The sequence below is a fragment of the Anaeromyxobacter sp. SG66 genome (assembly GCF_022690805.1).
GTDB lineage: Bacteria > Myxococcota > Myxococcia > Myxococcales > Anaeromyxobacteraceae > Anaeromyxobacter > Anaeromyxobacter soli.
Genome location: NZ_JALCZC010000006.1, coordinates 17,311 through 43,999, shown reverse-complemented (window position 1 = coordinate 43,999; position 26,689 = coordinate 17,311). Strand labels below are relative to the sequence as shown.

The following is a 26,689-nucleotide window of genomic DNA, read 5'->3' as shown; positions in this document are numbered from 1 at the left end:
TCGACCACGCCGAAGCTTCGAGGATCAGGTCGGGAGGAGAGATTTCATGGATCTCGGACTCGCCGGAAAGAGGGTGCTCGTCACCGGGTCCACCGCCGGCATCGGCCGCGCGGCGGCGCAAGAGTTCGCGCGCGAAGGTGCCGAGGTGGTCGTGAACGGCCGCACCGAGGCCCGCGTGAAGGAAGCGGTGCAGGCCATCCTCCGCGCGGAGCCGCAGGCGCGCGTGCGCGGCGTCGCCGGGGACGTGTCGGTCGCCGCCGGGGTGGATACGCTCGTCCGCGCGGTCCCCGACGTCGACGTGCTCGTGAACAACGCGGGCGTCTTCGAGCCGGTGCCCTTCGAGCAGATCACGGACGAGGCATGGACGCGGATGTTCGAGACGAACGTGATGAGCGGCGTGCGCCTCGCGCGCCACCACTTCCCGCGGATGCTCGCGAGGGGCTGGGGCCGGATCGTCTTCGTGTCGAGCGAGTCGGCGCTCCAGATCCCGGTGGAGATGATCCACTACGGGGTCTCCAAGACCGCGCAGCTCGCGGTGGCGCGCGGGCTCGCCGAGCGCACGCGGGGCACGGGGGTGACCGTGAACGCCGTCCTCCCGGGCCCGACGAGCTCCGAGGGCGTCGTCGAGTTCGTGCGGCAGCTCGCGCAGGAGCGGAAGATCGGCGAGCAGGAGATGGAGCGGCAGTTCTTCGCGACGGCGCGGCCGACGTCGCTGCTCCAGCGCTTCGCCACCCCGGAGGAGGCCGCCCACCTCATCGTGTACGTCTCCAGCACGCAAGCCAGCGCCACCAACGGCGCGGCCCTGCGCGTGGATGGCGGCGTGGTTCGAGCGATCGTGTGAATCGGCCATTCCGGCCGTGGTGAGACGGGCCTCCCCGCGGAAGATGGGGAGCGTACGGTATACGAGAGTAATCCGCTGTCGCACGAAGCACGCGCACCGCTGTCGGCGGCCGTCGAGAATAGACGCGGCTCGCGCCTTTCGTTTACCCTGAGTCATGCGAGCTCCACGTGTACTCCTGCTTCTTGCCGTCGCCTGCGGTCGCGCCGCGACGCACACCGACGGAGGCGCGGCCGACGCGGCCTGCACGGGAGGCCCCTTCGCGGATGCCTGCGCAGCGATCGAGAGCGCCGCGTTCAGGTCGATCGAGCAGCACGAAGTCGGTCTCGGGCCGAATGGGCCGGTCCTCGGAAGCTGGGCCGTGAGCTTCGCGAGCGGGAGCTTCGTCTACGACCACTCCGACGTCAGCGAGTCCGGTACGTACACGTGCTCGGGACTGACCGTGACGGGCCGGTCGGGCGGCAGGACCTTCGCCGGAGTTTTCGACCCGGCCTGCCAGGTCCTCACCTGGGATGGCGTGACCTACGCGCGGTTTCAGGGGCATTGATCGCGACAGTCGACCTGTCGCGGAGCGGGCCAGAATCACCGAGGGCCGGGACCTTTGTTCAGGATCCCGGCCTCGTGCGCCGGTCGACCCGTGATCGCGGCCGCCTCCCGCACGTGCCCTTGACACCGCAGCGCCCCGTCCATATTCAACCGTCAGGTTGAACTACCGATCCGACATCGTCTTCGCCGCGGTCGCCGATCCGACCCGCCGGGCCATCCTGGATCAGCTGGCGCGCGGGCCGGCGCGGGTGACGGACGTGGCGGCGCCGTTCGCGATGTCGCTCAACGCGATCTCGAAGCACATCAAGGTGCTCGAGCGCGCCGGGCTGGTCCGTCGCACGCGTCGCGGCCGCGAGCACACGCTCGCGCTCGAGCCGGCGCCGCTGCGCGAGGTGGTGCGGTGGGCCTCGAAGCTCGAGCAGTTCTGGACCGAGCGCCTCGATCGCATGGAGGCGTTCTTCGCGGAGAAGAGGAAGCGATCATGAACGAGATCAAGACCACCGAGCTGACCGTGAAGCGCACCATCCCGGCGACCCCGGCGCAGGTCTACGACGTCTGGCTCGACCACCGGAGCCCGGGAAGCCCGTGGTACGGGACCGCCCGCGCGATCATCAACCCGGTCGTGGACGGCCTCTTCTACCATTCCGTCGATCACGCCGGCCGCTCCTGGGCGCACTACGGCCGGTTCGTCGCGCTCGAGCGCGCGAGGCGCATCCAGCACACCTGGATGTCGGAGGCGACGCGCGGCGTCGAGTCGGTCGTGACCGTCACGCTCGAGGCGCGGGGCAGCGACACCGAGGTGACGCTGCGGCACACGAACGTCCCGGACGACGAGATGGGCCGCATGCACGCGGAGGGCTGGAAGTACGTGCTCGGCGCGATGGCCGACCGATTCGTGAAGCGGTAGGCGGCGAGCACTTTTCTGCCGGAGGAGACCATGTCCGTTCGACGAGAGGGCAAAGGCGGCGATGCCTCGGAGCGCGAGATCGTGAGCTCGCGCACGTTCGCGGCTCCGCCCGAGCGCGTGTTCGAGGCGTTTCGTGATCCGTCGCGCCTGGCGCGCTGGTGGGGACCGCAGGGCTTCAGCAGCACCTTCGAGGTGTTCGACCTGCGCCCGGGCGGCACCTGGCGCTTCGTCATGCACGGGCCGGACGGCGTCGACCATCCGAACGAGAGCGTCTTCCTCGCGGTGGAGGAGCCGAGGCGCATCGTCTTCCGCCACCTGTCGGTAGGCCATCCCTTCGAGATGACGATCACGCTGGACGAACAGAGCGGTGGCGCGACCCGCGTCACCTGGCGCATGTGGCACGAGACCGCTGAGCACTGCGCGAGGGTGAAGCCGATCGTCGTCCCGGCCAACGAGCAGAACTTCGACCGGCTCGCGGCGGAGCTCGAGCGGACGACGTGAAGCACCGGGATGGCCAGCGCCGCGAGCCCCGAGCGTGCGCGGCGTGGAGGTTGGAGTCCCGACCCGGAGTCCCCGAGGTTTCGCTCGAGGTCCTTCCTGCGCCGCGCGCGCGGGTGAGGCTTTAGGGTCCGCGCAGGATCTCGTAGCCGCCGAGCTCGGACCGGACCTGCCACCGCTCCAGCGAGGCGGCCCGGTCGAACCCGATCCGCTCGTAGTGGGCGCGCACCGCAGTCGCGGCCCGGTCGATCGCCTCCTGGCTCTCCCAGACCGCGAGCGTCACCACATCGAAGGCGGTCTGCCCACCCCTCTTCCGGAAGACGAGGTGACCGCGGAAGCCGGGGAGGGTCGAGATGAAGTCCAGGTTGCGGCGGGTGGCCTCCTCGAACTCGGCCCGAGAGGCGGCGGGTACGCTGAAGCAGTCGATGCGGAAGCGCAGCCGGGGATCGTCGAGCGCGGTGGTCAGCAGGGTCATGGCGATGGCCTCATCGGGTGGCGCGGGGTGATGGAGCCCTCCGGTGCGAGGAGCACTCGGTGGACGTTCGCGGCACGTGACTTAGGAGCCTCGCTCGGGCGCGGCTTGTACGAACTCATTGCCTTGCGCGCAGGCCCGCGCGCCGGCAAGACGGGAGGGTGCAGGTGCGGTCCTTCCAGCCGAGCGCGCGCCTCGCGCCGTTCGTCCACGCCCTCGAGATCGTCGAGGCGCGGGAGGAGGCGACGCGCACGCTGCTCCCCGAGCCCGGGATCGTGATCGGCCTCCGCTACGGCGGCTCGGCGGCGCTGCTCGAGGGGGCGGAGGCGCGCCGTCTCCCCGACGCCACGGTCACCGGCCTGCACGGGACCAGCCGCCGCGTCCGCACGTCGGCGGGGGGCGGCGTGGTGCTCGTGAAGTTCCGCGAGGGGGGAGCCGCGTCGTTCCTCGGTGTGCCCCTGCACGAGCTCCGCGGCGAGACGCTGCCCATGGACGCGCTCGTGCCCCGCGACGCAGTGGAGCGCGCCGCGGCGCGGCTCGCCGAGGCGACCTCTGCTGCCGAGCGCCTCGCAGTCCTGGAGGCGTTCCTCGTCTCGCGCTGGAGGCCGGGCCCGCCGGATGGGGTCGTCCAGGCCGCGATCGGGGAGATCCGGGCCCGTCGCGGCCACGTGCGCGTCGGCGAGCTCGCGCGGCGCCTGGGGCTCTCCCACGACGCCCTCGAGAAACGCTTTCGGCGGGACGTCGGCGCGTCGCCCCGGCAGCTCGCCTCGCTCCTGCGCCTGCGCCACGCGGTGGAGGTCCACCGCCGGGGAGCGACGCTGTCGAGCGTGCCATACGAGGCCGGCTACTACGATCAGTCGCACTTCATCCGCGAGTTCAGGGCCGTCACCGGCCAGCCCCCGGGCCGGCTCCTCGCGGCCGGTGAGCTCTGCTGACGGGGCGAGACGGAAGCAGGGGCTATCGGCGCCGCGGCGGGCAGGCCTTGGCCCAGAAACACCAAGGCCGGGACCCTTGTTCAGGATCCCGGCCTCGAGAGGTGGCGGGGTGTAGGGGACTCGAAGGCGCCCGGCGCGTCAGCGCCAAACCAGCGGCGGCACACGAACTTCGCGTAACCGTGCTGGCGGCCGGGCGTTTCGATGTCCCTCTCCCTCCCTCATGTTCTACGCCGTTCGCAACGGTTCCACGCCGCTCGCGGAGAGCTGGCGGAGACGCGGTTCAGGACGACGTTACCTGCATGTCCGGGGCGGATCCGGTGGCGTGGTAGACCCGGCCGCACCCTCGGGGACAAGGCCGCCCCTTGTTCGCGGGCTTGTGCAAGTGGGCGCTCACGATGACGGTGGCGCCCGCGGCGTTGTTCCCGATCTGGTCGAGGATCTCCATGGGCGGGTTCATCAGCGCCTCCCCGGCACGATCCGAATGCCGGGCTCCGGTGAAGGCTCCACCACGATGCTGCCCGCGCCCGGGTACTGCGGCCCCGTGAACACGACGATGTCGGTGGGCGCCTGCATCTCGACCGCCTGCGGTTCGTTTGGCTTCAGCACCCGCTGCTGGTTGCGTCCGGTCGAGAGGTCCCGGATCTCGACTTCTGTCTGCACGTAGGCGGTCAGCGTGTACTTGCTCATGCGGATGATGATGCCGCCGGCCGTGTACACCCACAAGCAGATCGAGACGACCTCGCGAGGCAAACCCTCCTCGAACAAGGCCAACTCCGCTCTTCCCACCGACCCGCGCCGCGCGAGACGATCTCGACATGAAGCTCGTCGACATCAAGGAACTGGCCGCGCAGGTGAAGACCCTCACGGCGGAGGGCAGGGCAACCGGCCCGAAGACGGAGAAGGGCAAGACCCGCTCGGCGCTGAACGCCGTCCGGCACGGGCTCGCGGGCAAGCACCTTCTGCTGCCCGGCGAGGACGCCGTAGAGTACGAGCGCCGGATGGACGCCGTCTTCGAGGGGCTCGCGCCCGCGGACGAGGCCCAGGCGCAGCTCGTGGCGCTCGTGGCCGACGACCTGTGGAAGCTGGAGCGGCTCGGGAAGATCGAGCAGGGCGCGTCGCTCGCCCGGATCGAGGAGCTCCTCGGTCACACCGGCTCGGCGGAGACGTGCAGCACCCTCACGACGGCGATGAGCGGGATGGCGAGGGCGATCACCACCTGGGAGGCGGAGCCCCTCCCGCTGGAGCGCGACGAGGAGTTCCGCCGGCGCTACCAGCTCCTGGCCGGCGCGATCACGTTCGTCGAGCTCTCCGTCCCCGGCGTCCCCGCGGACATCCTGAAGGCCTGCGACGAGCTCCAAGAGCGCGTGAGGGGGAAGAAGGACGACCCGGTCGTCCCCCGCGATGCGTACCTCGCCCTCGCCCACGCCGCCCGGGTGGTGATGGCGTCGCTCCTGGCTCAGGGCGACCAGCTCGACGCGATCCAGGAGGACCTCCGCAAGGCCATCGCCACGCTCGCGCTGCCGGACGAGGCCGAGCTCAAGAAGCTCGCCCGTTACCGGAAACTCCTGGAGGACGGGCTCCAGCGCCGCCTCGCGGCCCTGGAGCAGCTCCGGAAGCTCGGAAGCGCCGCGGGGCGCTCCGAGGAGGAGAAGGCCACCGCCCGCGGCTACCGCGTGAAGCTGAGGGTGGTGGCGTAGGAGTCGTGCCAGGGCGCTCCCGGGACTGGCCTGTGCTCCAAAACGAGAGGGGCGCGGGGATGCCCCGCGCCCCTCCGGGCCCACATCAGGTGCAGGCTACGCCGCGTGCTGCACGTCGATCAGCTTCTGCTCCAGGGCGCGCACGCGCTCCCGGAGCCGGTACGCCGCCTCCTCGCCGTGGAGCCGCCCGAGCTCGTAGGCGCAGCCGGCGCAGATGTGACGCCAGCGCCCCCGCTGCGACAGCGGCAGCTTGTCGAACTCGCTCTTCGGCAGGTCGCCATCGTGATCCTGGTTGCAGATCATGGCCGCCTCCCTAGGACGCCGACTCGACGAGGGTGGGCACCGGCTTGATGGCGCGGGCCTCGGACTCGTTGAGGGTCAGGCCGAGCTTGTTCTTCAGGTACGCCTTGGTCGCGTGGCGGGCCTGCCGGTTCGACACCACCGAGTTGGCGATGATGCAGACGTTCTCCCACTCGGGGTTGACCTTCCGCCAGTCGATGGAGTTGAGCTCGATGAGCTTGCCCTTCCAGTCGGTCGGGTACTGCGTCATCAGCTCGGCGCCGGCCGCGCCGAGCGCCCGGAGCACGACGGAGTGGGCGCAGATGAACTCCTGCCGGAGCTCCACGGCCTTGAGGTCCCCGTTCTTCACCTTGCCCCAGTCGGGGATGACCTTGGACACCGCGATCCAGAAGTCGACGGCCTTCGCGGTGGCCTCGTTGTGCGTCAGCTCCGGCTCGTTGCCGTCGCCGAGGAGCTCCTCGTTGGCGTCGTAGATGGCGGCCAGGCTGAAGAGCTTGGGGGACCGGGTCGGCAGCGAAGCCGAGTCCTTGTCCACCATGCCCTTGAAGACCGGCACCTTCTCGATGACCTCCAGCGTGATCCGGGAGATCAGGTCGCGCTTGTCGTAGAGGATGTCGAGCGACTTGGACGTCTTCGCCACGAAGCGGTTCAGGTCCGAGAACATCTGCTGGACCCGCGGCAGGTTCTCGTACGGGAAGAGCAGCACCGAGATGGACTCGTCCCCGAGCGCCGGGTTCTGGTGGATCGCCGCCGCGATGGCGGCGCAGCGGTGCTGGCCGTCGTTGATGACGAAGTTCGCGTCCTCGAACTCCATCTCCAGCTCGCCGATGGGCGCCCCCTCCTTCGCCGGCTTGAACGTCGCGGCGCACTTGTACGAGGCGGTGATGCTGGCGAAGAGGTAGCCGTCCTCGTTGTCGACGATGTACTTGGTGATGTCCGGGATCCGCTTCTTGTTGAGGACGCGCTGCTCCCGCTGCTCGGGCGTGAACTCCGCCCAGTCACGGAAAGTGAACATCTTGGGGATGGAGCTCAGCTTCATGAGGCAGGCGTAGTACTTCCGCTGGCCGATGACGCCCTCCATCGCCGGGAACGTGACCTTCATGGGACTTCTCCTTACCGAGCTCTATGTGGGTGGGGTCGAGCGCGCCTATCGCGCAGCCCCGGGATGCGTGCGAGCTCTTGAGGGAACCTTCTAGGACTCTCTCGCGTTGAAGTAAAGAGTCTCTGCTCTGTGGCGATAGAGTCTATACGGCATCCAAGAGAGTCTGTGTGGCGCAAGCTGTTGTTCTGGCTGCCAGTTCCCCCTGCGTCCGCCCGGCCTGTCCCTGATGGGGCGTTAAAGGGGTTCGTTTCTGCAAGGGTTTCTGCCCCTGCCTCGCCCACGGCTAGGGCTATCGAACGCGGCAAACACCCCCCGTCGAGGGGGGACAGGGTTCCCTGCGTCGCGGCCTCGCGTGAGGGGGTTCGGCGGGGCCGCGAGTTCTTCTTCTGGTGGGGGGACGTCCCGGGTTGCCCGGGGAGAGGATCGACACCCCCGGGCCTCGAAGAATCGACCCCCACCCCCACCCTCCGGCCTCGAAAGTTTTTGGGGAGGTCTGGGACGGGACGGTGGGGACGCTTGTTCGGATCGGAGGGCTAAACGCGAAGGGCAGGGGCCCTTCGCGACACTTCACCGGCACGCCGACGAGAACGGGCACGACCGGCACGCCCACCCTCGAACCGGGTAGCTCACCCCGGCGTCGATGGCCTTGAGGACGCCCGCCGCGATGCGCGTGAAGTCCGCCTCGTCCCCGTCGTCCCGGTGGACGTCGGCGACCTGAACGACCGGCACCTTGGTCTTGGTCACGACCTGGAACCGGAGCGCCACATCCCCGATCCCGGACTCCCGCGCGGCGATCTTGTAGGCCGTGGGCTGCACGTCGAACCGGAGCTGGTCCTCGGTGTAGCGCCGGGCGGCGGTCTTGTGCTCGACCACCACCCGGACCGCGCCCTCGCGGATGACGAGGTCCATCGTGCCCACGAGCTGCTCCTCCATCGGCGCGCCCGACTCGGGGTCGTGGAGCGTGATCGCGAAGCCGTGCTCGACCGCCTCGACCTCCACGTTGCCGCTCTTCGCCGCGTGCTCGTGAAAGGCATGCAGCATCGAGACCCCGCGGTCCACGACGCCGGCGAGGTCGTCCTCTTCGTCCGCCTGGAGCGGGACCGGACCGTCCGAGGCGCGATCCCAGGCGGAGCGGAAGACGTCGAGCACGAGATCCCGCCGGAGCGGCTCACCCGTCGTCTTGAGCTCCTGGTAGTACGCCGCGAGCGCCTCATGGAACGCGGACCCGAACGCGAGCGCGATGGGGACGAACTCCGGCTCGGCGCCCCGGACGTACTTCAGCTCGTACTTCCGCGGACACAGCAGGTAGGCCTTCACCTGCGAGACCGAGACGTAGAGCCCCTCGGGCATGTTGGGCTTCGGCACGTCTAGCCCTCCTCGCCCGGCTGCCGCATCTCGTCGGCGTGCCCGTTTCCGGCCTCCTGCGCGAGCGAGCCGATGAGGGCGGACGCCTGGTCCCGCGTCAGGAACTCCGGCTGCGCGTTGAACTTCGACTTCACCATCTGGCGGAGCGCCTGCTGCTCGAACCCGAGCTTCCGCGCGATGGCCCAGATCGCGGCGAGCTGCTTGCTCGTGAGCCTGTTGCGCGGCGGCGCGGAGGGCCTCGTCGGGAGCGTCTGGACCACCGGCGGCGGGGGCGGTGAGGCGGGGCGCTGGGCCACCGGCGCGGACGACGGGGGCGCGACGTGCGTCACGGGCGCGACGTCGCCATCCTGGGGCACGTTGTCGTCGTCGAGCGTGCCCTCGTAGGCCTGTCGGCCCACTCCGAAGAACGCGCAGCACTTCTTCACCGCGTTCGTGTAGCTGCCCTTGATCGAGTCGGGTTCGCTCATGCTGACGTGGCCGCCGTCCGCAACCGCGTCTGCCCACGCGACGAAGTTCCCGTCGATCCACTCGCCGAGCTCGATGGTTACCTCCGCGACCGACTCGTAGGCGGGCCGACCCTTGGCCGTGGTGATCTCCTTGGTGCGAATCGTGCGGTGAACCCGCCACCCGCCCAGGCCGAGGACCTCGTTCATCCGGTTCACAACGAACTGGTACTTCAGCCCGACGGTCGAGTAGCCCTTGCCGGTCACCCGCCCGTCGGTCCTCTCGACTGCCTCCTCCGCGAACGGCGCCGCGAGCGCCGCGTAGAGCTTCTTCTTCTCCTCGTGCGTCATGGTGCTGCTCCTTGGGCACGGAGTGCCCGGTCGTGGCGCTGCCCGTCGGCTTGGGGCCGTCGAGGAGCACCGGGGGTGAAGGTCGCGGCTCAAGCGGCCGCGAGGGGAAGGTCGCGAGGAACGCTGGTCTCCTCGCCGCAGCGCGGGCACCGGACGCGGATGTCGAAGGCGCCGAGCTCGAACCGCTCCCCGTTGCACTCGACGATCACGGGTTCTCCAGTCACGACGCGCGCCCACTGCGGTTGCGAACGGCGCGGTTCCGGCGGCGACGCCGTACGAGTGGGCTCGCCTACGGTCGCGCCGCGGGAAGTTGACAGATGGTTCACCGGACGGTTTGCTCGCTGCGTGCCCGACCTACGACTTCACGGCCGCGCGATAGAAACGGTGTTCGAGTTGCTGGGGCTCAACGAGAACGCGATCACCTTCAGCCTCGGGTGGACGCTCCGGCAGAGCCCCTCGCTCGCAACGCTCCTTCTCAAGGACGTGCTCCCCGGTGACCCGCCGACGCCCGTCAACGGGGTCCACTTGCAGGAGTACGCGGCCGAGAAGGGCATCACCGACATCGAGATCGAGGCCGGGGACGTCCGGGTGATCGTTGAGGCGAAGCGGGGCTGGACGCTGCCGTCGCTCGATCAGCTTCGACAGTACGCCGCACGGAAGCCGCGCCTCATCGTCGTCTTGAGCGAGTGCTCAGCGGAGTATGCGACCCCGAGGCTCGCTTCAGAGGTGATGGGCGTCCCCGTGCTCCACCGGAGCTGGCGCGACGTAGCCAAGCTGACCCGCGCGGCGCGGCGGAAGGGCGACCGCGCGGAAGGGCGCGTCCTCGACGAGTTCCTCACGTACCTGGAGACCGCGATGCCCGTTCAAGATCAGGAGTCGAACCTCGTCTACGTCGTCTCCCTGAGCCTCGACACGCCGAAGGGGTGGGGCATCTCCAACGTCGACATCGTCGAGAAGATGGGGCGCTACTTCCACCCGGTCGGTGATCGGTGGCCCAAGGAGCCGCCGAACTACCTCGGCTTCCGCTACTACGGGAAGCTCCAGTCGATCCGCCACGTCGACGGTTACGAGGTCGGGACGGACCCGCACGACTTCTTGAAGGAGATCCCCTCGCAGGAGTGGGACCCGCATTTCTTCTATACGCTCGGTCCGCCTATCGTCCCGCCGCACGACGTGCGCACGGGGAAGATCTTCCGGAACCACAGGGTGCGTGCCGCGCTCGACCTGCTACTGACCTGCAAGACCATCGAGAAGGCTCGCGACGCGACGGACAAGCGGCGCGAGCGGTGGGCCGAGTAGAGCGGATCGCGCCCCGGCAAGGGCGACGCGATCCGCCTCGGCTACCGCGGCTTCTTCGCCGACAGGTCCTTTGCGATCAGGTCGGCGATCACCAGCAGAACGCCGATCACGACCCTCTGGAACGTCGGGTTGCGAAGCACGACGAGAACGGCACCCATCTACTCCTCCGATCCGGCAGGCCTGCCGAAGGTGGTCTCGGAGGAGCGCGGAGCCGAGATACGGCTCCGTTACGACGCGAACAGCATCTCGGCGCTCGCGTCGTCTATGTTGTTGAGATCCTGCACGACCTGAATGTCGTTGCACCAGGGCATGAGCCAGTCCCGCTCGACCCCGATGCCCAGCCCGAGCGACGTCACCCCGAGCTTCAGGGCGAGGTCGCGCAGCGCGGGGGCGGACGCGGTGTCGCTCCCGCCGTCCGTGACGAGCACCAGGTCCGCCTTGTTGAGCTTCCCCTGGTCCGAGGCGATCAGCTCCAGGCCCCGGGCGACCGCGACGGCGATCTCCGTCCCGCCGGCGCACGACACGAACAACCCCTTCTCCGGGAGCATCTCGCCGGGCTTCACGACCGTCTCGAACTTCACGCGGGCGTCGAAGCAGATGAACGCGAACATCCGGCGCTCCCGGTGCGCCTGGTCGAGCAGGGCGAGCGCGAGCGCGGTGGCCCAGACGTCCCGCGGCCCGTCCATCGACCCGGACTTGTCGAGGAGGACCACGAGCGGGCCCTTCCCGAGCGGCTCGTTCCCGATGATCTGGTACTGGAGCGCGGATCTCTCGACGAGGTTCCGCATGAGCACGGGGCGGAGTCGGGGGTTCGCGAGCTTCACGAGCTCCGCCGGCAGGAGGCGCCCGAGCTCGGCGCCGATCTCGATGTCGGAAATCTCGTCCGCACCGTGGCGGTACTTATGGCGCCGTTTCGAGGCGGCGATGCGCTTGAACCGCCCCGCGAGCAGGGCGATCTGCTTCAGCCTCGCGTCGGCCCGGAGCCGGGCTGCGAGCACCCGGACGGTCTTCGCGCACATCGCCCCGCCCGTGGCCGTCTCGGTCCCGGGGATGAGCCCGACGTCGGCGAGCCCCTCCATCGTCTCGCGCAGCTCGTCGACCGCCTGTGAGGCCTTCTCGCAGGCGCGGCCGAGCCCCCGCCTGATCGTCTCGGGCGGCTCCTCGTCCTGGCCCTCGGGGACCTGCGGCTTCAGCTCCGCCATGAGGGCCTCGACCGCCGTGCCGGCGGCCATCGGCTCGCCCCTGCACTCCGAGGCGAGTCGCGCGAAGGCGGGGAGCTGCTCGCAGGCGGTGTGGACGCCGTTCGCCCACGTCCGGAGCTTCGCGTCCTGCTGCCGCTCCGGCAGCAGCTCGGCCTCGCCCGAGTACAGCTTGTCGAACACCTCGTCCTCGAACTTCCGGACGGGGTCGTCGTTGTCCTTCGCGATCTCCAGGCCGCGTGCGTCGCGGTGGAGGTAGGCGTGCCACCGGGGCACGTTGAAGATGATCCTCTTCATGACCGGGCGCTCCGGAGGCCCAGGCCGGCGCTGACGTTGCGCGCGAGCTCCGTGTGCAGCGCGACGATCTCGTCAGTCGAGTCCTGGATGATGACGGACGCGCGGCGCCCGGCGCCCTTGGCGAGCTGCGCGAGCTTCTTCTGCTGAGCGCCGAACTGCTCCAGCGCCTGCGCGGCCTGGGCGATGTAGGCCTTGCGGTCGCCGGACACGAGCGCCGCAACCTTCGCGGCGGTCTCCCGGGCGGCATCGAGGATCTCCGCCGCCTGCGCGCCGATGGGGTCGGCGAGCTTGCCGACGAGGCGGGCCACCTTCGGACGGTCCTTCGGCTCGCGCCAAAGGGAGTCGACGAGGATCGCGAGGTCCTCGGGCGATGTCTTCCTCTCGCCAGCCATGTACGCCGTACCCTGGGCGAGCTTGAGCGACTTCTTCCAGCGGCGGTCGGAAGCGACGATTCCCTCGGCCTTGCAGGCGTCGCGGATCTGGATGAGCGCGTCGATGGTCTCGTCGGAGATCGTGACCTTCGCCGCCTCGGCCTGAGCGGCGCGCACGTCCTTCATGGTCATGACCGGCGCCGCGGCCGGGTCGGGCGCGGCGAGCACGAGCTTCAGGTTCCCGGGGCGGAGCAGGTAGCCGATGTCGAAGCGCAGAAGGAAGCGGTCGAACAGCGCCTCCAGCTCCTTGCCCTCGGGGAGCTCGTTCGAGGCGCCGAACATCGTCACGAGCGGACACGCCACGGGCTGCCCGTCGTTGTGGAAGACGCGCTCGTTCACGAGTGTGAGGAGCGAGTTCAAGATCGCGCTGTTCGCCTTGAAGACCTCGTCCACGAACGCGAACTCGGCCTCGGGAAGCTTCCCCGAAACGACGCGGGCGAAGCGGTCCTGCTCCAGGGCCTTCAGCGAGATCGCGCCGAAGAGCTCCTCGGGCGTCGAGAACTTCGTGAGCAGGCGCTCGAAGTAGCTGCCGCCGAAGGCCTGGGCGATGGCGCGGGCGAGCGCGGACTTCGCCGTGCCGGGCGGGCCGAGGAGCAGGACGTGCTCGCCGGCGAGGACGGCCGCGAGGGCGCCGTCGATGACGTCTTTCCGCTCGGGGAACCGGGCGGCGAGGTCGGTGCGAAGTTGGTACAGCGGGTTGGGCTTCTGGATCTCAGGCATGACTTCTCCTTCCGCGCGTGACGCGCGGGACGGTTGGGACGAGCGGGACAGGGGGGACCCGGCGGGACGAACGGGACGGCCGGGACACGGAGGACGCAGCGGCGCCCGTTGCGGTCGGTACGGCGGGTGAGAGGAGCTGAAGAAGCTCCTTCAACTGCTTATGCCAAGGAAGATCAGGATCTTGGTGATGATGATCCTAGACGGAGACGAGGGCCCGGCGTTCACGAGGCGGAGCCCGTCCCGCGGCTCCCGCGCGTCCCAGGCGTCCCGTCCGTCCCGCATGAACGGGACGTTGAGGCCGCCACCCGAACCCCAGAGCTTTGCTACTGTGGCCCCCTACGGTGAGTAGGGGGGCGCAATGGGGATCAAGAACTCGCTCAAGTCTATCTGGACGAAGTTCCGCTCACTCCCGACCTGGGCACAGATCGCTATCGTGGTTGGCATCGCCGTTGTTGGGCAAGTCAGCGAACAGATCAACAAGGCTCAGCAACGTCGCGAAGCCGCGGCTGCCGCTGCTTCCGAGGCCACCGCTCGCGCCGCCAGGTTGGCCCGGGCGCGCACGCCCGAAGGACGCGATGAGGCCCGGGCGTGCATGCGCAAGTGCATCCAGGACAAGGGCGTGTATGCATTCTGTAGTGCGAAGTACGCCAAGATCAGCAAGCCCGGCGGCCCCAACATGGGAGAGGATCTCTGCCTGAAGGCGAGAGCCTGCATCCTTTGCGGGCCGGAGTGCGGTGCCGAAGAGGAAACGATCTTCAACTCCACCTGCAGTGACGTTAGTAGCGTAGGCCGGACCGCCGCGTCGCTGTAGCCGCGCCGGACCGACTCCGCGCGGACCACTCGAAGGAGAGCGCGAATGGCCGGAAGCTGCCGCTGCTGCGCCAAGCGCATGCCGTTCGATGGCGCGAGGACGTGCCCCGAGTGCGGTCACGTCTTCGCCGGAAACGGCTGGGACGGGATCGACGCGCACTGGCGCGCGAAGCATCAGGATCTGGAGCCGTACAGCGAGTTTTGGTCCACGCTGTGTGAACGTCATCGGAGGGGAACGAAGTGAACACTCGACTTGCCGTCGCTATCGCGCTGCTGTGCTCCGCGCCCGCTGCCCTCGCGCAGTCGGACGCAGAGTTCCTCCCGATGAAGGCGGGGGCCCGCTACGAGTACCAGGGCAAGATGGGCAAGTTTACGGTTGAGGTTCTGACCGCGACGGAGGATGAGGCGCGAACCCGCGAGGTCCAGAAGACCGGGAACTCGGTAATCGGGGACCTTGTCGGCGACGCCCTCTACCGGCAAGGAAACGACGGCGTCACTGCCTTCAGAGCCATCACTTCGCCACTCGGACGCAACGAGAAGATGGAGGCCGTCCTTCGCTTCCCGCTCAAGGTCGGCTCCAAGTGGAAGGACGACGAGAACGTGGTCTACAAAGTTGGGGCGAGGGGAGTAACTGTGAAGGTGCCGGCCGGCGAGTTCAAGAACTGCGTGCGGATCGACATCTACTACCGGGGCAAGAAGATGGACGCGAGCCGCTGGTACGCGCCGGGTGTCGGGCTCGTTAAGGACGGGATGCGGGGTGACCTCGTGAAGGTCTCCGGGATCGGGACGTAGGCGATTTAGGCTGGTACCAGACGCACGGCGAGCGCGGGCGATTCGTTGACCCTCCGCTCGCCGTGCATCTCAAGCCGCGACCTTCTCGTTCAACAGGTGCTCGACGCTGCCGGTGAGGTCCTCGAGCGTCTTTTCGAGGTCCTGCACGCGGACCTGGAGGACGTCCCGGTACAGCGCCGCCTTCATCTTTAGCGCCTCGAACGCATCGAGCCGGCGCACGAGCGTAGAGGGCCGGTCGGGCGGCGACGCCATGAACCCCTCGACCTCGGTCTTGAGCGCCGCGAGCTCGTCCTCGATGGCGAGCTTCGCCGCGTCCCCGAGCGTGCGATTCGCGTCAGCGGATGCGTGTACCGGCAGGAGGTACACGCGCGAGCTGCCGATCTTCTCGATGGCCGTCTGGAGGCGCCGGACCAACTCGGCGTAGGGCGCCGGGACCCAGTAGACCCCGCCGTGATCGCGAAGCGTCACGGCCGCGCAGGCGTCCAGGGTCTTCATCATCGCCCGGCGGACGTCGTCCGGCGTGTGCGTCGAGCGCAACTCGCCGAACCGGGTGGTGATGACGCCGGCGAGGTCGTGGGCGGCGATGTCGCTGGAGACGGACTCGGCCTTCCGGTCGAGGACGATGCGGGTCTCCTGCTGGTACGTCACGCTGCCGTCCGCGTGCTTCGTCTCGCGCACGACGGCAAAGACGATCTCGGCCTCGTCCTCCTTCCCAAGCCGGATCAGGCGGTCGGGCTGACCGACGGCGGCTTCCCGGACCGCCGCCTTGAGAGCCTTCTCCGCGGTGGGCGGGTCGGGCAGGTGCTCCGGCGCGAGCTGCGCGCCGGCCCAGATCTTCTCCAAGGTGGACCTGTCGATCCGGGCCTCGGCGAGCGTCCACCAGATGAGGTCGCCGAGGTGCTGTCCGCCCTGGTTCAGTGCGGACGTGAGCTTGTCGAAGGTCACGGGGACCTCCTGGTCGCGCCCGAGGAGCGCGTGGATGTTGGTGAGCGCCGCCGCAGGACGCGGCGGGCGACCGGCACGGCCTCGGCCGCGCGGTGGCAGGATCCCCTACCAACTACTTATCCCGAGCCTTTCGAGCGTTTTGCTGAGAGGTCCCGGGCAGATCGTAGCGATGCGGTGACGGGTTGGTTCGTTGACAACCCGATCACATCCGGTACGGTTCCAAGGTGCTCCCCGAAGCCGGTTTGTCAGAGGTTCCTGATACTTGCGGCATCTACCCCCGCGGAGGCCCCACCCGTCGTTCGGCGGAGTGGCCGGCATGAAGCTCCTCGGGGGAGGAGGCGGGATGCCGACGAAGGGTACGAGGACGACGACCCGGCGCGCTCGGGCGACGAGGGCTCGCGCAAACCGCGGACTCCGCGCCATCGACCTGTTCTCCGGGGCGGGAGGCCTGAGCTGCGGCTTCGAGTGGGCGGGCGGCCGCGTCGTGGGCGGGATCGAGATCAACGAGGACGCCGCCGCGACGTTCGCGCAGAACCACCGCCACGCGAAGGTCTGGACCAGCGACATCCGCGAGCTCTCGCCGAAGAAGATCGTCAAGGAGATCGGCCCCATCGACGTCGTCATCGGCGGGCCGATGTGCCAGGGCGTCTCGCAGCGAGGTCCTCGCGATCCGAAGGACGAGCGTAACTTCGCGTTCTGGGCGTTCGCGAAGTTCGTCCGGGAGCTCAAGCCGCGCTTCTTCCTGATGGAGAACGTGCCCGCGCTCGTGAGCGACGTTCACAATCGGTCGCTCGCCATCGCGGTCTTCGAGGAGCTCGAGTCGCTCGGGTATTACCTCGCGGCCGACGTGATGAACGCGGCGTGGTTCGGCGTGCCGCAACTGCGTTACCGCACGGTCGTGCTCGGCAGCCGCGAGTCGCAGCCGTACTTCCCCACGGTTGCCGAGCGCGGAGTGCTCGGCCGCATACCGGAGAGCGAGTTCAAGACGGTCGCCGAGGCGATCCAGGACCTGCCGCCCGTCGATGCCGGCGGAGGTGAAGACGACGCGGCGATGCCGTCCCTCGCCGACGATGCGACGCCCTACGCCGAGATGATGCGCGAGGGGGCCCGGCGCCTGTACAACCACTGGTCGTCGGACACCGATGAGGTGAACCTCGCTCGGATCCGCGCTGTCCCCGAGGGGGGAAACTGGCACAACATCCCGAAGGACATCCTGCCGACGCGGTTCCTCGAGGTCCGCCCGAGCGACCACACGACGACGTACCGCCGCCTCGACCGCACGCACCCCGCGCACACGATCACGACCGAGTGCGGCAACGTCACCTCGGGCGCGTACACGCACCCGGTGCAGGACCGCGCGATCACCGTCCGCGAAGCGGCGCGGTTCCAGGGATTCCCCGACCGCTTCAGGTTCGTCGGTCCGCGAGGCGCGCAGTACAAGCAGGTCGGCAACGCCGTGCCGCCGCTCATGGCGAAGCAGATCTTTGAGGCGCTTTTGGGTATGGTGCCCGTGTCGATGTTCAAGGGGCGGATCACCCTGGACGTGCTCCGCCAGTATCCGGAGGAACGCCTCCCGTTCATCCTCGCGCCGCGCTACAAGCTGCTCTTCGGACAGAGCCCTTGGGCGGCGCGAAAGCGCAAAGATCAACTAACGCTCGCACTTGGCTAAGCTCTCCGCCACCGCCGTCGGGACCGCGCTGCGACAACTCGCTGCGGTTGACCTCTCCTCGAAGACGGCGTCCGCAGCGGAGGCCTTCGTCACCGCGAAGCGCCTCCAGGCGATTCAGATCCCGGTCTCCATCGACGCCGTCAACAAGGCCGTCCAGGAGATCTTCGTCGTCCTCCCCGGTCATGAGATCGGCCGCGTGCGGCCGTTCGTGCGCGACGACGAGAGGCCAGGCTCGGTCCCGAAGTGGAATGCCGTCGAGGCCTCCGGCCGGATGACGGTCTGGAACGTGGCGAGCCGCGGGCACGGCACCATCGCGGAGAGCCTGTTCAAGAAGAACGGGGGCGGGGCCTCGGGCGACATCAGGAACGGGCTCCTCGTGGACGCCGCCAAGATCCTCGGCGCAGCGTTCGACGCCACCAAGCCGAAGCAGCGCCTGCCGGACGAGGCGTTGATGGTGTTCCTCCTGCGCGATCACGCCTTCGCCGGGAAGCCAACGAGGGCGAAACTGGAAGAGGCCCTGGCCGCCGAGTACGGCATCACCCCGGCGGAGCTGAAGGCGTTCACGGTCAGCCGCGCCCTGGGCACCGCAGTCGACGCGGCGCCGGAGTGGAGCCCCGCGGCGCTGCCTGCGGATCTCGCTCCGGTCGCGGCCTCGCCTGCGAGGCCTGCCCCGGCCAAGGGGTTCGTCGCCGCGCTCGAGTTCGACGACCGAATCCGGCGGATGGTGCGACTCGCGATCCAGAGCTCGCCCGCCGTGATCCTCGTCGGACCTCCCGGGACCGGCAAGACGGCGCTGTTGCAGGAGGTCCTGGCGGAGATCGCGAACGACCCTGCGGCGTTCGGCTTCGACGAGGCGGAGCTGAACGAGCCGTACTGGGCGACGCCCGAAGAGGGGTGGACAGCTCGCGAACTCGTCGGCGGCGAGACCGTTGACGACGAGGGCCGGCTGCGGTTCCGACCCGGGCACGTCTTGAAGGCGATCCAACAGGATCGCTGGCTCGTGCTCGACGAGACGAACCGCGCCGACATGGACAAGATCTTCGGCGGGATGCTGACGTGGCTCTCGGACAAGGCCGTGACGCTCGGCCGCGTGTCTCCGGCCGTGTCGGCTCCGCTCGTCGAGCTCGGCTGGAACCACGGGGAGCCCCCCTGCAAGGTCGAGGGGATCGAAGGCCTCGAGGATCCGGAGAAGGCGAAGGGCCCGGTGAAGTTCCTCGCCGGGGACCAGTGGCGGCTCCTCGGCACCTACAACGCGCTCGACGCGCAGCGGGTGTTCCGGTTCGGCCAGGCGCTGGGCAGGCGGTTCGTTCGCGTGCCGATCCCGCCCCTTGCCCCGGAGCGATTCGAGGTGGTCATCGCGAAAGCCGGCGCGAGCGCGTCGGAGCCGGTCCGCGAGGCGATCACGAAGCTGTACACGGCGCACTCCGAGGCCGAGTCGACCGCGCTCGGCCCGGCGCTCTTCCTGCGGATGCTCGAGTACCTGTCCGCGGGGGTGGCGGATCCGGCCGTTCGAGCGGAGGCAGAGCGGCGCGAAGCCGGGGCGCCGGCCGTCCTGTCCGACGAGGAGGCGCGCCTCGTGGCCGAGGCGTACCTCGTGAACGTAGGGACGTGGCTCGCGCGCCTCGACCCTAACGACCTCACCGAGCTCGAGAAGCGCGTCATCGGCAAGCACAAGGCGCTTCCGGCACCGGAGTGGGCGTGGATCAAGAGCCTCCTGCCGTCGCTCGGGTAGAGCCCCCGCCGATCCCCGACGCGGGCCTTCGCGAGGTCCTGAGCGGCTGGAGCGGCCGCGGCGAACTCCTCGACGCGCTGCTCTCCGTCCCCGACCTCATGTCCGAGCGCGCTTGGTCGCGCCGGGACGTGGAGCGCCGGGCGCGACGGGTTCTGCTTCAGCGCGCGGAGCGGTGGCTCGCCGGGTGGCCTACGTCCGTGGCCGCGTGGATCGACGCGCTCCCCGCGGAGTCAAGGCGGGAGCGGCGCGAGGATCTCGCCCCGTTCTCGGGGGTGTCGTGGAGCGAGACGCGCAAGGCGGGGGGCTGGCCTCCTACCCGGTTCATCGGTCGCGCCCGGGAGCGGCTGGCGGACACGCTGCTCGTCACCACCCTTCGATGGACCATCGAGAAGCTCGTCGAGGCGAGGAGGGACGCGGTGTCCGCGTGGCCGGATGCGGATGGCCGGGTGCGGAAGCAGCTCGAGATCGCCGAGGTACTTCTCGAACAAGATCCCCTGCGCTCCGCGTCCCCGATCCGGCCGCGGCGCCCGGACATCGTCGCCCTGCGCCACGAAGGCCGCCCGTGGCACCTCGTCGCCCCCGTCGCGGACGAGCTGCGGGCCGTCGAGGAGTCCCCCGTGGAGTTCGCGACGCGGCTGATCGCGCCAGACGAGGAGCTGCGCTGGCGTCTCTTCCACCTGGCGGTCCTGGGCTCCGTGCTGGTGTCGCTGAAGGCGTGCGGGTCGGAGGTGACGTGGCTCCGCCCCCTGTCGGGTGGATCGTCCGGGCCCGCCTACTCGGTCCTCGCGAAGGACGGTCGCGTCTGGGATCTCTGGTTCGAGGCGGGGGGGATGTGGTCCTCCTACGGTGCACCGTCTCCGTACGCCGCTGCCGCGGCCGGCGTGCCGGGGGCCGGGGGGCCGCTCGGCGCAGACGTGGCGCTCGTGCGTCCCGGAGAAGACGCGGTGCTCTTCGAGTGCAAGTACTCCTGGAGCCCGCAGGTCGTGGCTCGCGCCGGCTATGAGCAGGCGCTCGCGTATCTCGCCGAGGCGAAGACCGGCCTCGTGAAGCGGGCCCGAGCGGTGGTGGTCGGCCCCGAGGGGGTCGTCGAGCACCCCTCGACCACGAACACCTTCGCGGGGACGATCACCATCGCCCGACCGAACGACCTCCTCGACATCGTCTGCGAGGGGCTCGGCGTCGCATGATCGCGCGTCGATACCCGAGCGCAGGGCCGCTGCCCGGCTCGGCGGACGTCACGCGCCGGATGAGCGCGACGCGGCGCCGCGACACGACTCCGGAGCTCGCGCTGCGCTCCGCCGTTCACCTCCTCGGCCTGCGGTTCGCGGTGGACGCCCGGCCGGTCGAGACGTACCGGCGACGGGCCGACCTCGTGTTCCGGGGGGCCAGGGTCGCGGTGTTCATGGACGGCTGCTTCTGGCACGGGTGCCCGAAGCACTGTTCGTGGCCGAAGGCGAACGCCGAATGGTGGCGCGCGAAGATCGAGCGGAACAAGCGTCGCGACCACGAGACCGCGGAGCGGCTTCGGGATGAGGGGTGGGTCGTGGTCCGCTTCTGGGAGCACGAGCCGGTCGCTCGCTGCGCGGCGAGGGTCGCGGCCGTCGTGAAGCGGCGCCTGATCGCGCGGCCGGCCCCCCGTTCGCGGTCCGCGCGGGAGTAGAGCGATGGGGCGTCGGCGCGAAACGCGAAGTGCAGCCCCCCGAGGGCATCACCAGCGGCTGCGGCATCGCAGGGACCTCCCCGAAGTCCCCCGGGCCGCGCGGGAGAACGCGGTCGCGGAGGTCCGCGCTCACTTCGGCGACCACGCCAACTCGATCCTGTTGCTGGCGCGCTACTCGGTCGACACGGCGCTCAAGATGGACAGCTTCATGCGCCTCATCGACTGGGTGTTCGAGTTCCGCGACGCCGCCGTGGACTTGCCGCGGCCGCCGAAGATCGAACGTGGCAGCCTGACGCTGAAGGGGACCGAGGCGAGCATCGACGTCGGCCGCATCGCTGAGAACGCGCGGGACGTGCACCGGGCAGTTCAGGCCCAGGCTCGGCTCGCCGACACGCTCACGGTGTTCAAGGACAACTTCGGGCAGACCGAGCCGCTACGCGACGTGGACCTCATGATGGGCGCGGCGGTGGTCAAGTACGCACGCGAGAGGAAGTTGAAGGTCACGCACAAGGAGCTCGCGCTCGTCGCCGTGGCCGTCGGGATCGACCTTCCAGGCGATGACTACCGGACGAACTGGAGCCGCTGGTACAAGCGCATGCCGAAGCTCGCCCGAATGGCTCGGCGCGTCCTGAACGACTTCGATGACGTGACGCCGTTCGACGACGCGAAGTTCTTTGCGCCGTGGCCGCTGGCGCAACGGCGGAACGAGATCGCCGGCGCACGTTCTCGTTCAACTCGCTCCTGAGCGTACGGGGCCAAGCTCTCCTCGTGGTGCTGGTGCACCACCACGAGGAGAAGCCGAATGCCGAACATCGACGTCCGCAAGCTGAAGGCCGAGCTGGCCCGCCAGGGGTCGACCCTGGCCCGGCTCGCGCGCAAGACGAAGACGCCGGTGAGCACGCTGAGCGCGTGGCTCCACCGGGTCCACGAGCCGCCCGCGAGTCTCGCGAGCCGGATCGAGAAGGCCCTGGGCCTCCCGCCCGGGAGCATCACCACCGACAGGTAGCCCCACAAACACGAAGCCCCCGCAGGGCGGGGGCGTTCGGTCGGTCGCCCTAGCCGGCGACCGCAAGCAGCCGTGCGAGGACACACACATGCCGCTCCCCCATTCTACCAACCCGACCGACAGCGACCACCCGCAGTTTCCCGAGAGCGCCTGGATCGGCGCCACCGTCGACTACTACAACCTCATCTGCAACACGACGGAAGCCCCCGACGAGCTGATCTTCGCCGGCATCATCGGCGTCCTCTCCGCGCTCGCGACGCTCAGCATCCGCCTCCGCGCCGGGACGGGGTTCATCCTGCCGATCCTCTTCGTGTGCCTGCTCGGCGAGACCGCGCGGACGCGCAAGACGACCGCGATGAACGACGCCGTGGACGTGGTGCTCGATCCGCTGCGCCCGCGGTCGACGCAGCCTGGCGAGCCCGATCCGTTCGAGATCGTCCGCGGACAAGGCAGCGGTGAGGGCCTCCTCGAAGCTCTCGCCGACCGCCCGTGGTGGCCGCCGGGCGTGAAGCCCCACTCCCAGCCGCCCACGGTCCAGAGCGGGCGCTCCGCGCTCTACCTGTTCGACGAGTACGGCACGTTCCTCGAGAAGGCGGCCCGCGACCACGCCGGCAACTTCGTCGGCTTCCACCTCAACCTCTTCGACGCGCCGGCGCAGATGCAGCTCTCCACGCGGTCGTCCCGCATCGTCTGCACGAACGCGCGCGGGACGATCCTCGCGGCGTCCACGCCCGACTACCTCGCGCGCGGGCTCACGGAGGGCCTGGTCCGCTCGGGCTTCGTGAACCGCTTCCTCTTCTTCGCGGGGGAGCGCACAGCCGCGATCCCGATCCGGCCCCCGGTCGACGACGCGGCGCGCGCGGCTCTCATCGTCACGCTCCGCGGCCACCTGGAGCGCCTGCGCGGCCGCGAGGTGACGCTGAGCCCCGAGGCGATCAGCATCAACCACGCGCGCTACCACGTGCACTACAACCGGCAGGACGAGACGCCGCTGGTGGAGGCGGCGACCGAGCGCGCCCACATCCTCGCGATGAGGCTCGCCATGGTGCTGGCCTTCGCCGATGGGTCGGCCGTCATCGCGGGTTCGCACATGGCCGCAGGGTGGGACGTCGTGTCCTACTCGGGGAAGGTCGTCGCCAAGCTCCTCGGGCTGATGAAGTCGAAGGACTTCGAGCACGCCGAGGGCAGGGTCATCCGCGCGGCACGGAAGCTGGAGGCGGTGAACGGCGGAACGTTCACCCGGCCCGAGCTGCGGGACCGGCTCCGCGGTGGCAACGGACTGACCGCGAAGGCGTTCAACACGGTGTGGGACCCGCTGCTCGCGGCCGAGGACATCATCCAGGTCCCGTCGCCGTTCCAGGGCGCGGAGCCACGGTTCATGGTCAACCCGAACCTCGTGCAGGGGTAGTTCGTGACCGCGCCGGGCACCGAGCAGTTCACGACGGCGCTCTTCGCCACGAACCGGGCCGCCTTCTCCCGGTTCGTGGCGGCGCGCGGCCTCCCGCTCGTCGACGCCGCCGCGAAGGCCGCCGCCCGCGCAGCGTTCGATGCCCAGGAGCTCCTCCACGCCCCCGAGCTCGTCGCGCTCTGCGGCGCGGCGGTCGCCGGGGCCGTGGGGCAGGCCGTGGAGAACGTCACCATCACCATCTGGGAGCACCTGCGCCGCACCGCCGACGGCGTCCCGTACTCGTTCACCTGGTCCGGTCTGGCCTCGCAGCACGCGACGTGGGCGACGATGGTGGCGCCGAAGGGCGAGGGGAACATCTACAGCCCGATCACGACCGACAACGGCGAGCGGCTCACCGCCCACACCAAGCGCATCCACATCCTCACCCTCGACTGCGACGGCACCGGGACCTGGGACGCCCTCTGGCGCGTGCTCGTCGAGCTCGGGATCGCGGCCGTCACCCACCAGAGTGGTGGGTTCACGCCGGCCACGCCGAAGTGGCGGGTGCTCATCCCGCTCGCGATCCCGTTCGACACCGAGACCGGCGACGGCGGGACCACCTGGAGGATGGCCTACGCCACGGCCCGGGTGGCGTTCGGCGCGCTCGCCCGGCTGCGCGGTGCCGGGTTCGACCCAGCTACGGACAACGCGAACAACGCCTGGTTCCCGGGGTATCGGCGGGAGCCTGCCGCCGCGCCGCGGCAGGTCCTCTACACCGGAGGGCGCACCCTCGACCTCGCCCGCCTGACCGCGGCGCTGCCCGCGCCCACCATGTCGCCGGCGGCGGTCACGCGGCGGACCTGGACGACGACCGCGCCGTCGCTCTTGGAGCTCGCGTTCGAGGAGGCCTGCCTCCTGGGATCCGCCCTCACCCGCGGTCTCTCCGCGGTCGTCTGCCCCTGGAACGACTGCCACAGCGCGCCGCTCGCCTCGAACGTCTCGCCGACTTCCGCGTCGGTGATCTTCCCGCCGAACTCCGCCGCAAACGTCGGCGCGTTCTTCTGCGCGCACGCCTCGTGCGGGGCGAAGTCGGTGGAGGAGGTCCTCGCGATGCTCCCCGAGGAGGCCGTCCACCGCGCCCGGCTCCGCCACGTCCGAAGCACCTCGCCATCTGCCTCGTGGCTGGGCGGCACCGAGCTGCCCAGCCTGCCGGCCGGGCTCCCACGGCTCCCGACGGAGCTCCCGTGACCGGCGCCCGCCAGGAGAACCCCGCCATCTTCGGCGAGACCGAGACCGGGGCCGCTTCGCCGACGTCTGCCGGCAAGACCTCGAGGCCGCCGGAGGGCTGGCTGTGCAGGAGCTGCGCCTGCGTGCTGCGGGTGCCGTACACGTACCCGCCGAGCCCGTGGGCGTACTGCGCGAGGGGTGGGTGCGCGATGACGCCGGACGAGCAGCTCGTCGCGCTCGCCCGGCTCCAGCTCGGTGGCGAGGTCGCGGCCGGCACCGGCAACACCACCGGCAACACCATCGGCGCCACCGGGACCGAGATCATGTCCATCCCCGAGGCGGCGCAGCTCCTCCGAAGGTCGGTGAAGGGCGTCTACCGGCTCGCGGCCGCCGGCGCGCTCCCGGGCGCGTCCAAGGTGGGGGGCAGGTGGATCGTCAGTCGGGCCACCCTGCTACGCTCGGTCCGCGAAGGAAGTGTGCCGCCGAGGAGGTCTCGGCGGTGAGCATCAAGATCAGGAAGTTCAGGACCGGCGGCTACGAGGTGGACATCCACACCATCGCGCCGGACGGCACGCCGATTCGGGAGCGGGTGAAGTCGCCCGTGACCGCGAAGGAGGCGACGAAGAGGTGGGCGGTGCGCCGCGAAGCGCACCTTGCAGAGAAACACGGCGAGGATGGCTGCGACTGCAAGGCCAACTCCCCGGAGAAGGAGGAGGACGAGGTCGGGGAACCGAAGCTCCAGGTGGCATCGAAGTACCTCGCCGGCTGGGTGGAGCAGCGCATCGCGGACGGCGTCCCGTCCGGCAAGCAGGAGAAGCAGAGGATCGAGGACCACGTCGTGCCCGTCATCGGCGACATCAAGATGCAGGACGTGCGGCCCAAGCACGCCCGGCAGCTCGTGAAGGCCCTGCGGCGGGCGCCGTCCAGCCGTGGCGGCACGCTCGCGCCGCGCACGGTGAGGACGATCTTCTTCACGGTGAAGCAGGCGTTCCAGGACGCCGTGCTGGACGAGATCCTCCAGTCGAACCCCATCGCGGTCCGGCGCGAGGACCTGCCGGTGATCGAGGACAAGGACCCGACCTGGCGCCAGGGCGCGGTCTTCAACGTGGCGGAGACGGAGACCCTCATCTCCTCGCCGCTCATCCCCGAGCACCGCCGCGTCGGCTACGGGATCGAGTTCCTGACCGGCCTCCGTACCGGCCAGGTCTCCGCCCTGCGGTGGGGCGACTACGAGCCGCAGGTCGAGCCGCTCGGGCGGCTCGTCTCGTCGGTGTCGTACAACTCGCACTTGAAGGTGGTGAAGAGCACGAAGACGAGGGCGGTGTTCGAGGTCCCCGTCCACCCGACGCTCGCCAAGATCCTCGCCTCCTGGAAGCTCACCGGCTGGGCGAAGAGGATGGGCCGGGCGCCCACTCAGGACGACCTCGTCATCCCGACGATCAACGGCACCCACCGGGACGTCCGGAAGGCGCTCGAGGACTTCCACGAAGACCTGGAGCGCCTCGGGCTGCGGAAGCGGCGGCACTACGACTCGCGCCGGACCTTCATCTCCCTCGCGATGGAGGCGGGGGCGTCGAAGGACGTGCTCACCGCGATCACCCACCCGAGGCCGAAGGATGCCTTCGACCTGTACCGGACGCTGGCTTGGCTCGTGCGCTGCGAGGCGGTGATGAAGCTGAAGATCGAGCTCAAGGAGGGGACGCTGGTCCGCCTCCCGCGGCTCGCCGTGGCCGCCGGCGGTGGAGACGTGGCGGAGACGACGGGGGCCGGCGGGGCTACGCCGGCCCCCGGAAAGCAGAACCCCCCGGAACCTTTCGGCTCCGGGGGGTCCGGGAGTGGCGGGGTGTAGGGGACTCGAACCCCTGGCCTCCGGCGTGACAGGCCGGCGTTATAACCGACTTAACTAACACCCCAAGTCGAACACTTGGATGGGCGGAACAGGCTTCGAACCTGTGACCCTCGCCTTGTAAGGGCGACGCTCTACCCCTGAGCTATCCGCCCAAGGCGCGAAAGCGGACGGGTTTCTAGCTTGAGCAGACCCGCATGTCAACGGTGGCCGCG

Annotated in this window: 29 protein-coding genes and 2 tRNA genes; 20 read left to right on the top strand and 11 right to left on the bottom strand. The window is 69.6% G+C overall.

Going from position 1 to position 26,689, the window contains the following annotated elements; translation table 11 throughout:
* Nucleotides 1-46: 46 nt before the first annotated feature.
* From MNZ39_RS03660 to MNZ39_RS03640, 5 genes are all read left to right on the top strand, one after another.
* The gene (locus tag MNZ39_RS03660) at nt 47-841 is read left to right on the top strand and encodes an SDR family NAD(P)-dependent oxidoreductase (RefSeq protein ID WP_242334637.1); all 795 of its coding nucleotides are present in this window, start codon (nt 47-49) and stop codon (nt 839-841) included.
* A gap of 358 nt (nt 842-1,199) precedes the next feature.
* Nucleotides 1,200-1,385: a hypothetical protein gene (locus MNZ39_RS03655; protein ID WP_242334634.1), complete on the top strand. Its 186-nt coding sequence runs from the start codon at nt 1,200-1,202 to the stop codon at nt 1,383-1,385.
* A gap of 157 nt (nt 1,386-1,542) precedes the next feature.
* Nucleotides 1,543-1,869 carry a helix-turn-helix transcriptional regulator gene (locus tag MNZ39_RS03650; RefSeq protein ID WP_242334631.1) on the top strand — a complete coding sequence of 109 codons (327 nt, stop codon included), beginning with the start codon at nt 1,543-1,545 and terminating at the stop codon, nt 1,867-1,869.
* Nucleotides 1,866-2,291 carry an SRPBCC domain-containing protein gene (locus MNZ39_RS03645; protein WP_242334628.1) on the top strand — a complete coding sequence of 142 codons (426 nt, stop codon included), beginning with the start codon at nt 1,866-1,868 and terminating at the stop codon, nt 2,289-2,291. Before MNZ39_RS03650 ends, MNZ39_RS03645 begins: the two co-directional genes overlap by 4 nt.
* 30 nt (nt 2,292-2,321) lie before the next feature.
* A complete protein-coding gene (locus MNZ39_RS03640; protein ID WP_242334625.1) occupies nt 2,322-2,792 on the top strand; it encodes an SRPBCC family protein in 471 nt (156 codons plus the stop codon).
* A gap of 121 nt (nt 2,793-2,913) precedes the next feature.
* Here MNZ39_RS03640 and MNZ39_RS03635 read toward each other — a convergent pair whose 3' ends face one another.
* Complete coding sequence (locus MNZ39_RS03635; protein WP_242334622.1) at nt 2,914-3,264, bottom strand: antibiotic biosynthesis monooxygenase family protein; 351 nt, start codon at nt 3,262-3,264, stop codon at nt 2,914-2,916.
* 164 nt (nt 3,265-3,428) lie between these two features.
* On the opposite strand from MNZ39_RS03635, the gene MNZ39_RS24800 reads away from it, so the two are divergent.
* Nucleotides 3,429-4,196 (top strand): AraC family transcriptional regulator, encoded by a 768-nt coding sequence (locus MNZ39_RS24800; RefSeq protein ID WP_242334620.1) that lies wholly within the window; start codon nt 3,429-3,431, stop codon nt 4,194-4,196.
* Between the two features lie 456 nt (nt 4,197-4,652).
* Here MNZ39_RS24800 and MNZ39_RS03625 read toward each other — a convergent pair whose 3' ends face one another.
* Nucleotides 4,653-4,967, bottom strand: coding sequence for a hypothetical protein (locus MNZ39_RS03625; protein WP_242334617.1), 315 nt, complete (start codon nt 4,965-4,967; stop codon nt 4,653-4,655).
* Between the two features lie 44 nt (nt 4,968-5,011).
* Between MNZ39_RS03625 and MNZ39_RS03620 the strand changes: the two genes are divergently transcribed.
* A complete protein-coding gene (locus tag MNZ39_RS03620; RefSeq protein ID WP_242334614.1) occupies nt 5,012-5,893 on the top strand; it encodes a hypothetical protein in 882 nt (293 codons plus the stop codon).
* A 96-nt stretch (nt 5,894-5,989) separates the two neighbouring features.
* Here MNZ39_RS03620 and MNZ39_RS03615 read toward each other — a convergent pair whose 3' ends face one another.
* The 4 genes from MNZ39_RS03615 to MNZ39_RS03600 form a co-directional block, all read right to left on the bottom strand.
* Nucleotides 5,990-6,196 (bottom strand): hypothetical protein, encoded by a 207-nt coding sequence (locus MNZ39_RS03615; RefSeq protein ID WP_242334611.1) that lies wholly within the window; start codon nt 6,194-6,196, stop codon nt 5,990-5,992.
* Between the two features lie 10 nt (nt 6,197-6,206).
* Nucleotides 6,207-7,295 (bottom strand): DNA sulfur modification protein DndB, encoded by a 1,089-nt coding sequence (gene dndB, locus MNZ39_RS03610; RefSeq protein WP_242334607.1) that lies wholly within the window; start codon nt 7,293-7,295, stop codon nt 6,207-6,209.
* Nucleotides 7,296-7,862: 567 nt separating this feature from the next.
* Complete coding sequence (locus MNZ39_RS03605; protein ID WP_242334604.1) at nt 7,863-8,660, bottom strand: PD-(D/E)XK nuclease family protein; 798 nt, start codon at nt 8,658-8,660, stop codon at nt 7,863-7,865.
* Nucleotides 8,661-8,662: 2 nt separating this feature from the next.
* Entirely contained in the window at nt 8,663-9,454 is a 792-nt protein-coding gene (locus MNZ39_RS03600) for a Rad52/Rad22 family DNA repair protein (RefSeq protein ID WP_242334601.1), read from the bottom strand.
* A gap of 384 nt (nt 9,455-9,838) precedes the next feature.
* Between MNZ39_RS03600 and MNZ39_RS03595 the strand changes: the two genes are divergently transcribed.
* The gene (locus MNZ39_RS03595; protein WP_242334598.1) at nt 9,839-10,753 is read left to right on the top strand and encodes a hypothetical protein; all 915 of its coding nucleotides are present in this window, start codon (nt 9,839-9,841) and stop codon (nt 10,751-10,753) included.
* Nucleotides 10,754-10,980: 227 nt separating this feature from the next.
* On the opposite strand, the gene MNZ39_RS03590 is transcribed toward MNZ39_RS03595, so the two are convergent.
* Both MNZ39_RS03590 and MNZ39_RS03585 read right to left on the bottom strand, forming a co-directional pair.
* On the bottom strand, nt 10,981-12,249 hold the full coding sequence (locus MNZ39_RS03590; RefSeq protein WP_242334595.1) for a VWA domain-containing protein: 1,269 nt from the start codon (nt 12,247-12,249) through the stop codon (nt 10,981-10,983).
* The gene (locus MNZ39_RS03585) at nt 12,246-13,400 is read right to left on the bottom strand and encodes an AAA family ATPase (protein WP_242334593.1); all 1,155 of its coding nucleotides are present in this window, start codon (nt 13,398-13,400) and stop codon (nt 12,246-12,248) included. The genes MNZ39_RS03590 and MNZ39_RS03585 overlap by 4 nt, the downstream gene beginning before the upstream one ends.
* A 358-nt stretch (nt 13,401-13,758) precedes the next feature.
* On the opposite strand from MNZ39_RS03585, the gene MNZ39_RS03580 reads away from it, so the two are divergent.
* Together MNZ39_RS03580 and MNZ39_RS03575 are read left to right on the top strand one after the other, a co-directional pair.
* Nucleotides 13,759-14,211, top strand: a complete 453-nt coding sequence (locus MNZ39_RS03580) for a hypothetical protein (RefSeq protein ID WP_242334590.1) — start codon at nt 13,759-13,761, stop codon at nt 14,209-14,211.
* Nucleotides 14,212-14,450: 239 nt separating this feature from the next.
* The gene (locus tag MNZ39_RS03575; RefSeq protein WP_242334588.1) at nt 14,451-15,002 is read left to right on the top strand and encodes a hypothetical protein; all 552 of its coding nucleotides are present in this window, start codon (nt 14,451-14,453) and stop codon (nt 15,000-15,002) included.
* Nucleotides 15,003-15,071: 69 nt separating this feature from the next.
* Here the strand turns inward: MNZ39_RS03575 and MNZ39_RS03570 are convergent, their stop codons facing one another.
* Nucleotides 15,072-15,947: a DUF6744 family protein gene (locus tag MNZ39_RS03570; RefSeq protein ID WP_242334585.1), complete on the bottom strand. Its 876-nt coding sequence runs from the start codon at nt 15,945-15,947 to the stop codon at nt 15,072-15,074.
* Nucleotides 15,948-16,290: 343 nt separating this feature from the next.
* On the opposite strand from MNZ39_RS03570, the gene MNZ39_RS03565 reads away from it, so the two are divergent.
* The 10 genes from MNZ39_RS03565 to xerC all read left to right on the top strand — a co-directional run bounded on the left by MNZ39_RS03565 (nt 16,291) and on the right by xerC (nt 26,477).
* Complete coding sequence (locus MNZ39_RS03565; RefSeq protein ID WP_242334582.1) at nt 16,291-17,616, top strand: DNA cytosine methyltransferase; 1,326 nt, start codon at nt 16,291-16,293, stop codon at nt 17,614-17,616.
* On the top strand, nt 17,609-19,348 hold the full coding sequence (locus MNZ39_RS03560; RefSeq protein ID WP_242334579.1) for an AAA family ATPase: 1,740 nt from the start codon (nt 17,609-17,611) through the stop codon (nt 19,346-19,348). Before MNZ39_RS03565 ends, MNZ39_RS03560 begins: the two co-directional genes overlap by 8 nt.
* 197 nt (nt 19,349-19,545) lie before the next feature.
* The gene (locus MNZ39_RS03555; protein WP_242334576.1) at nt 19,546-20,535 is read left to right on the top strand and encodes a hypothetical protein; all 990 of its coding nucleotides are present in this window, start codon (nt 19,546-19,548) and stop codon (nt 20,533-20,535) included.
* The gene (locus MNZ39_RS03550; RefSeq protein WP_242334573.1) at nt 20,532-21,008 is read left to right on the top strand and encodes a very short patch repair endonuclease; all 477 of its coding nucleotides are present in this window, start codon (nt 20,532-20,534) and stop codon (nt 21,006-21,008) included. The genes MNZ39_RS03555 and MNZ39_RS03550 overlap by 4 nt, the downstream gene beginning before the upstream one ends.
* Before the next feature lie 4 nt (nt 21,009-21,012).
* Complete coding sequence (locus tag MNZ39_RS03545) at nt 21,013-21,753, top strand: hypothetical protein (RefSeq protein WP_242334570.1); 741 nt, start codon at nt 21,013-21,015, stop codon at nt 21,751-21,753.
* Between the two features lie 57 nt (nt 21,754-21,810).
* Nucleotides 21,811-22,014, top strand: coding sequence for a helix-turn-helix transcriptional regulator (locus MNZ39_RS03540; RefSeq protein WP_242334567.1), 204 nt, complete (start codon nt 21,811-21,813; stop codon nt 22,012-22,014).
* 88 nt (nt 22,015-22,102) lie between these two features.
* Complete coding sequence (locus tag MNZ39_RS03535; protein WP_242334564.1) at nt 22,103-23,422, top strand: DUF3987 domain-containing protein; 1,320 nt, start codon at nt 22,103-22,105, stop codon at nt 23,420-23,422.
* Nucleotides 23,423-23,425: 3 nt separating this feature from the next.
* Nucleotides 23,426-24,649: a hypothetical protein gene (locus tag MNZ39_RS03530; RefSeq protein ID WP_242334561.1), complete on the top strand. Its 1,224-nt coding sequence runs from the start codon at nt 23,426-23,428 to the stop codon at nt 24,647-24,649.
* Nucleotides 24,646-25,131: a helix-turn-helix domain-containing protein gene (locus tag MNZ39_RS24795; RefSeq protein WP_242334558.1), complete on the top strand. Its 486-nt coding sequence runs from the start codon at nt 24,646-24,648 to the stop codon at nt 25,129-25,131. The genes MNZ39_RS03530 and MNZ39_RS24795 overlap by 4 nt, the downstream gene beginning before the upstream one ends.
* The gene (gene xerC, locus MNZ39_RS03520) at nt 25,128-26,477 is read left to right on the top strand and encodes a tyrosine recombinase XerC (protein WP_242334556.1); all 1,350 of its coding nucleotides are present in this window, start codon (nt 25,128-25,130) and stop codon (nt 26,475-26,477) included. The genes MNZ39_RS24795 and xerC overlap by 4 nt, the downstream gene beginning before the upstream one ends.
* On the opposite strand, the gene MNZ39_RS03515 is transcribed toward xerC, so the two are convergent.
* Together MNZ39_RS03515 and MNZ39_RS03510 are read right to left on the bottom strand one after the other, a co-directional pair.
* A tRNA-Asp gene (locus MNZ39_RS03515) sits at nt 26,465-26,541 on the bottom strand. The two genes, xerC and MNZ39_RS03515, sit on opposite strands and share 13 nt — an antisense overlap.
* 16 nt (nt 26,542-26,557) lie before the next feature.
* Nucleotides 26,558-26,629: transfer RNA gene (locus MNZ39_RS03510), tRNA-Val, on the bottom strand.
* Between the last annotated feature and the right edge of the window lie 60 nt (nt 26,630-26,689).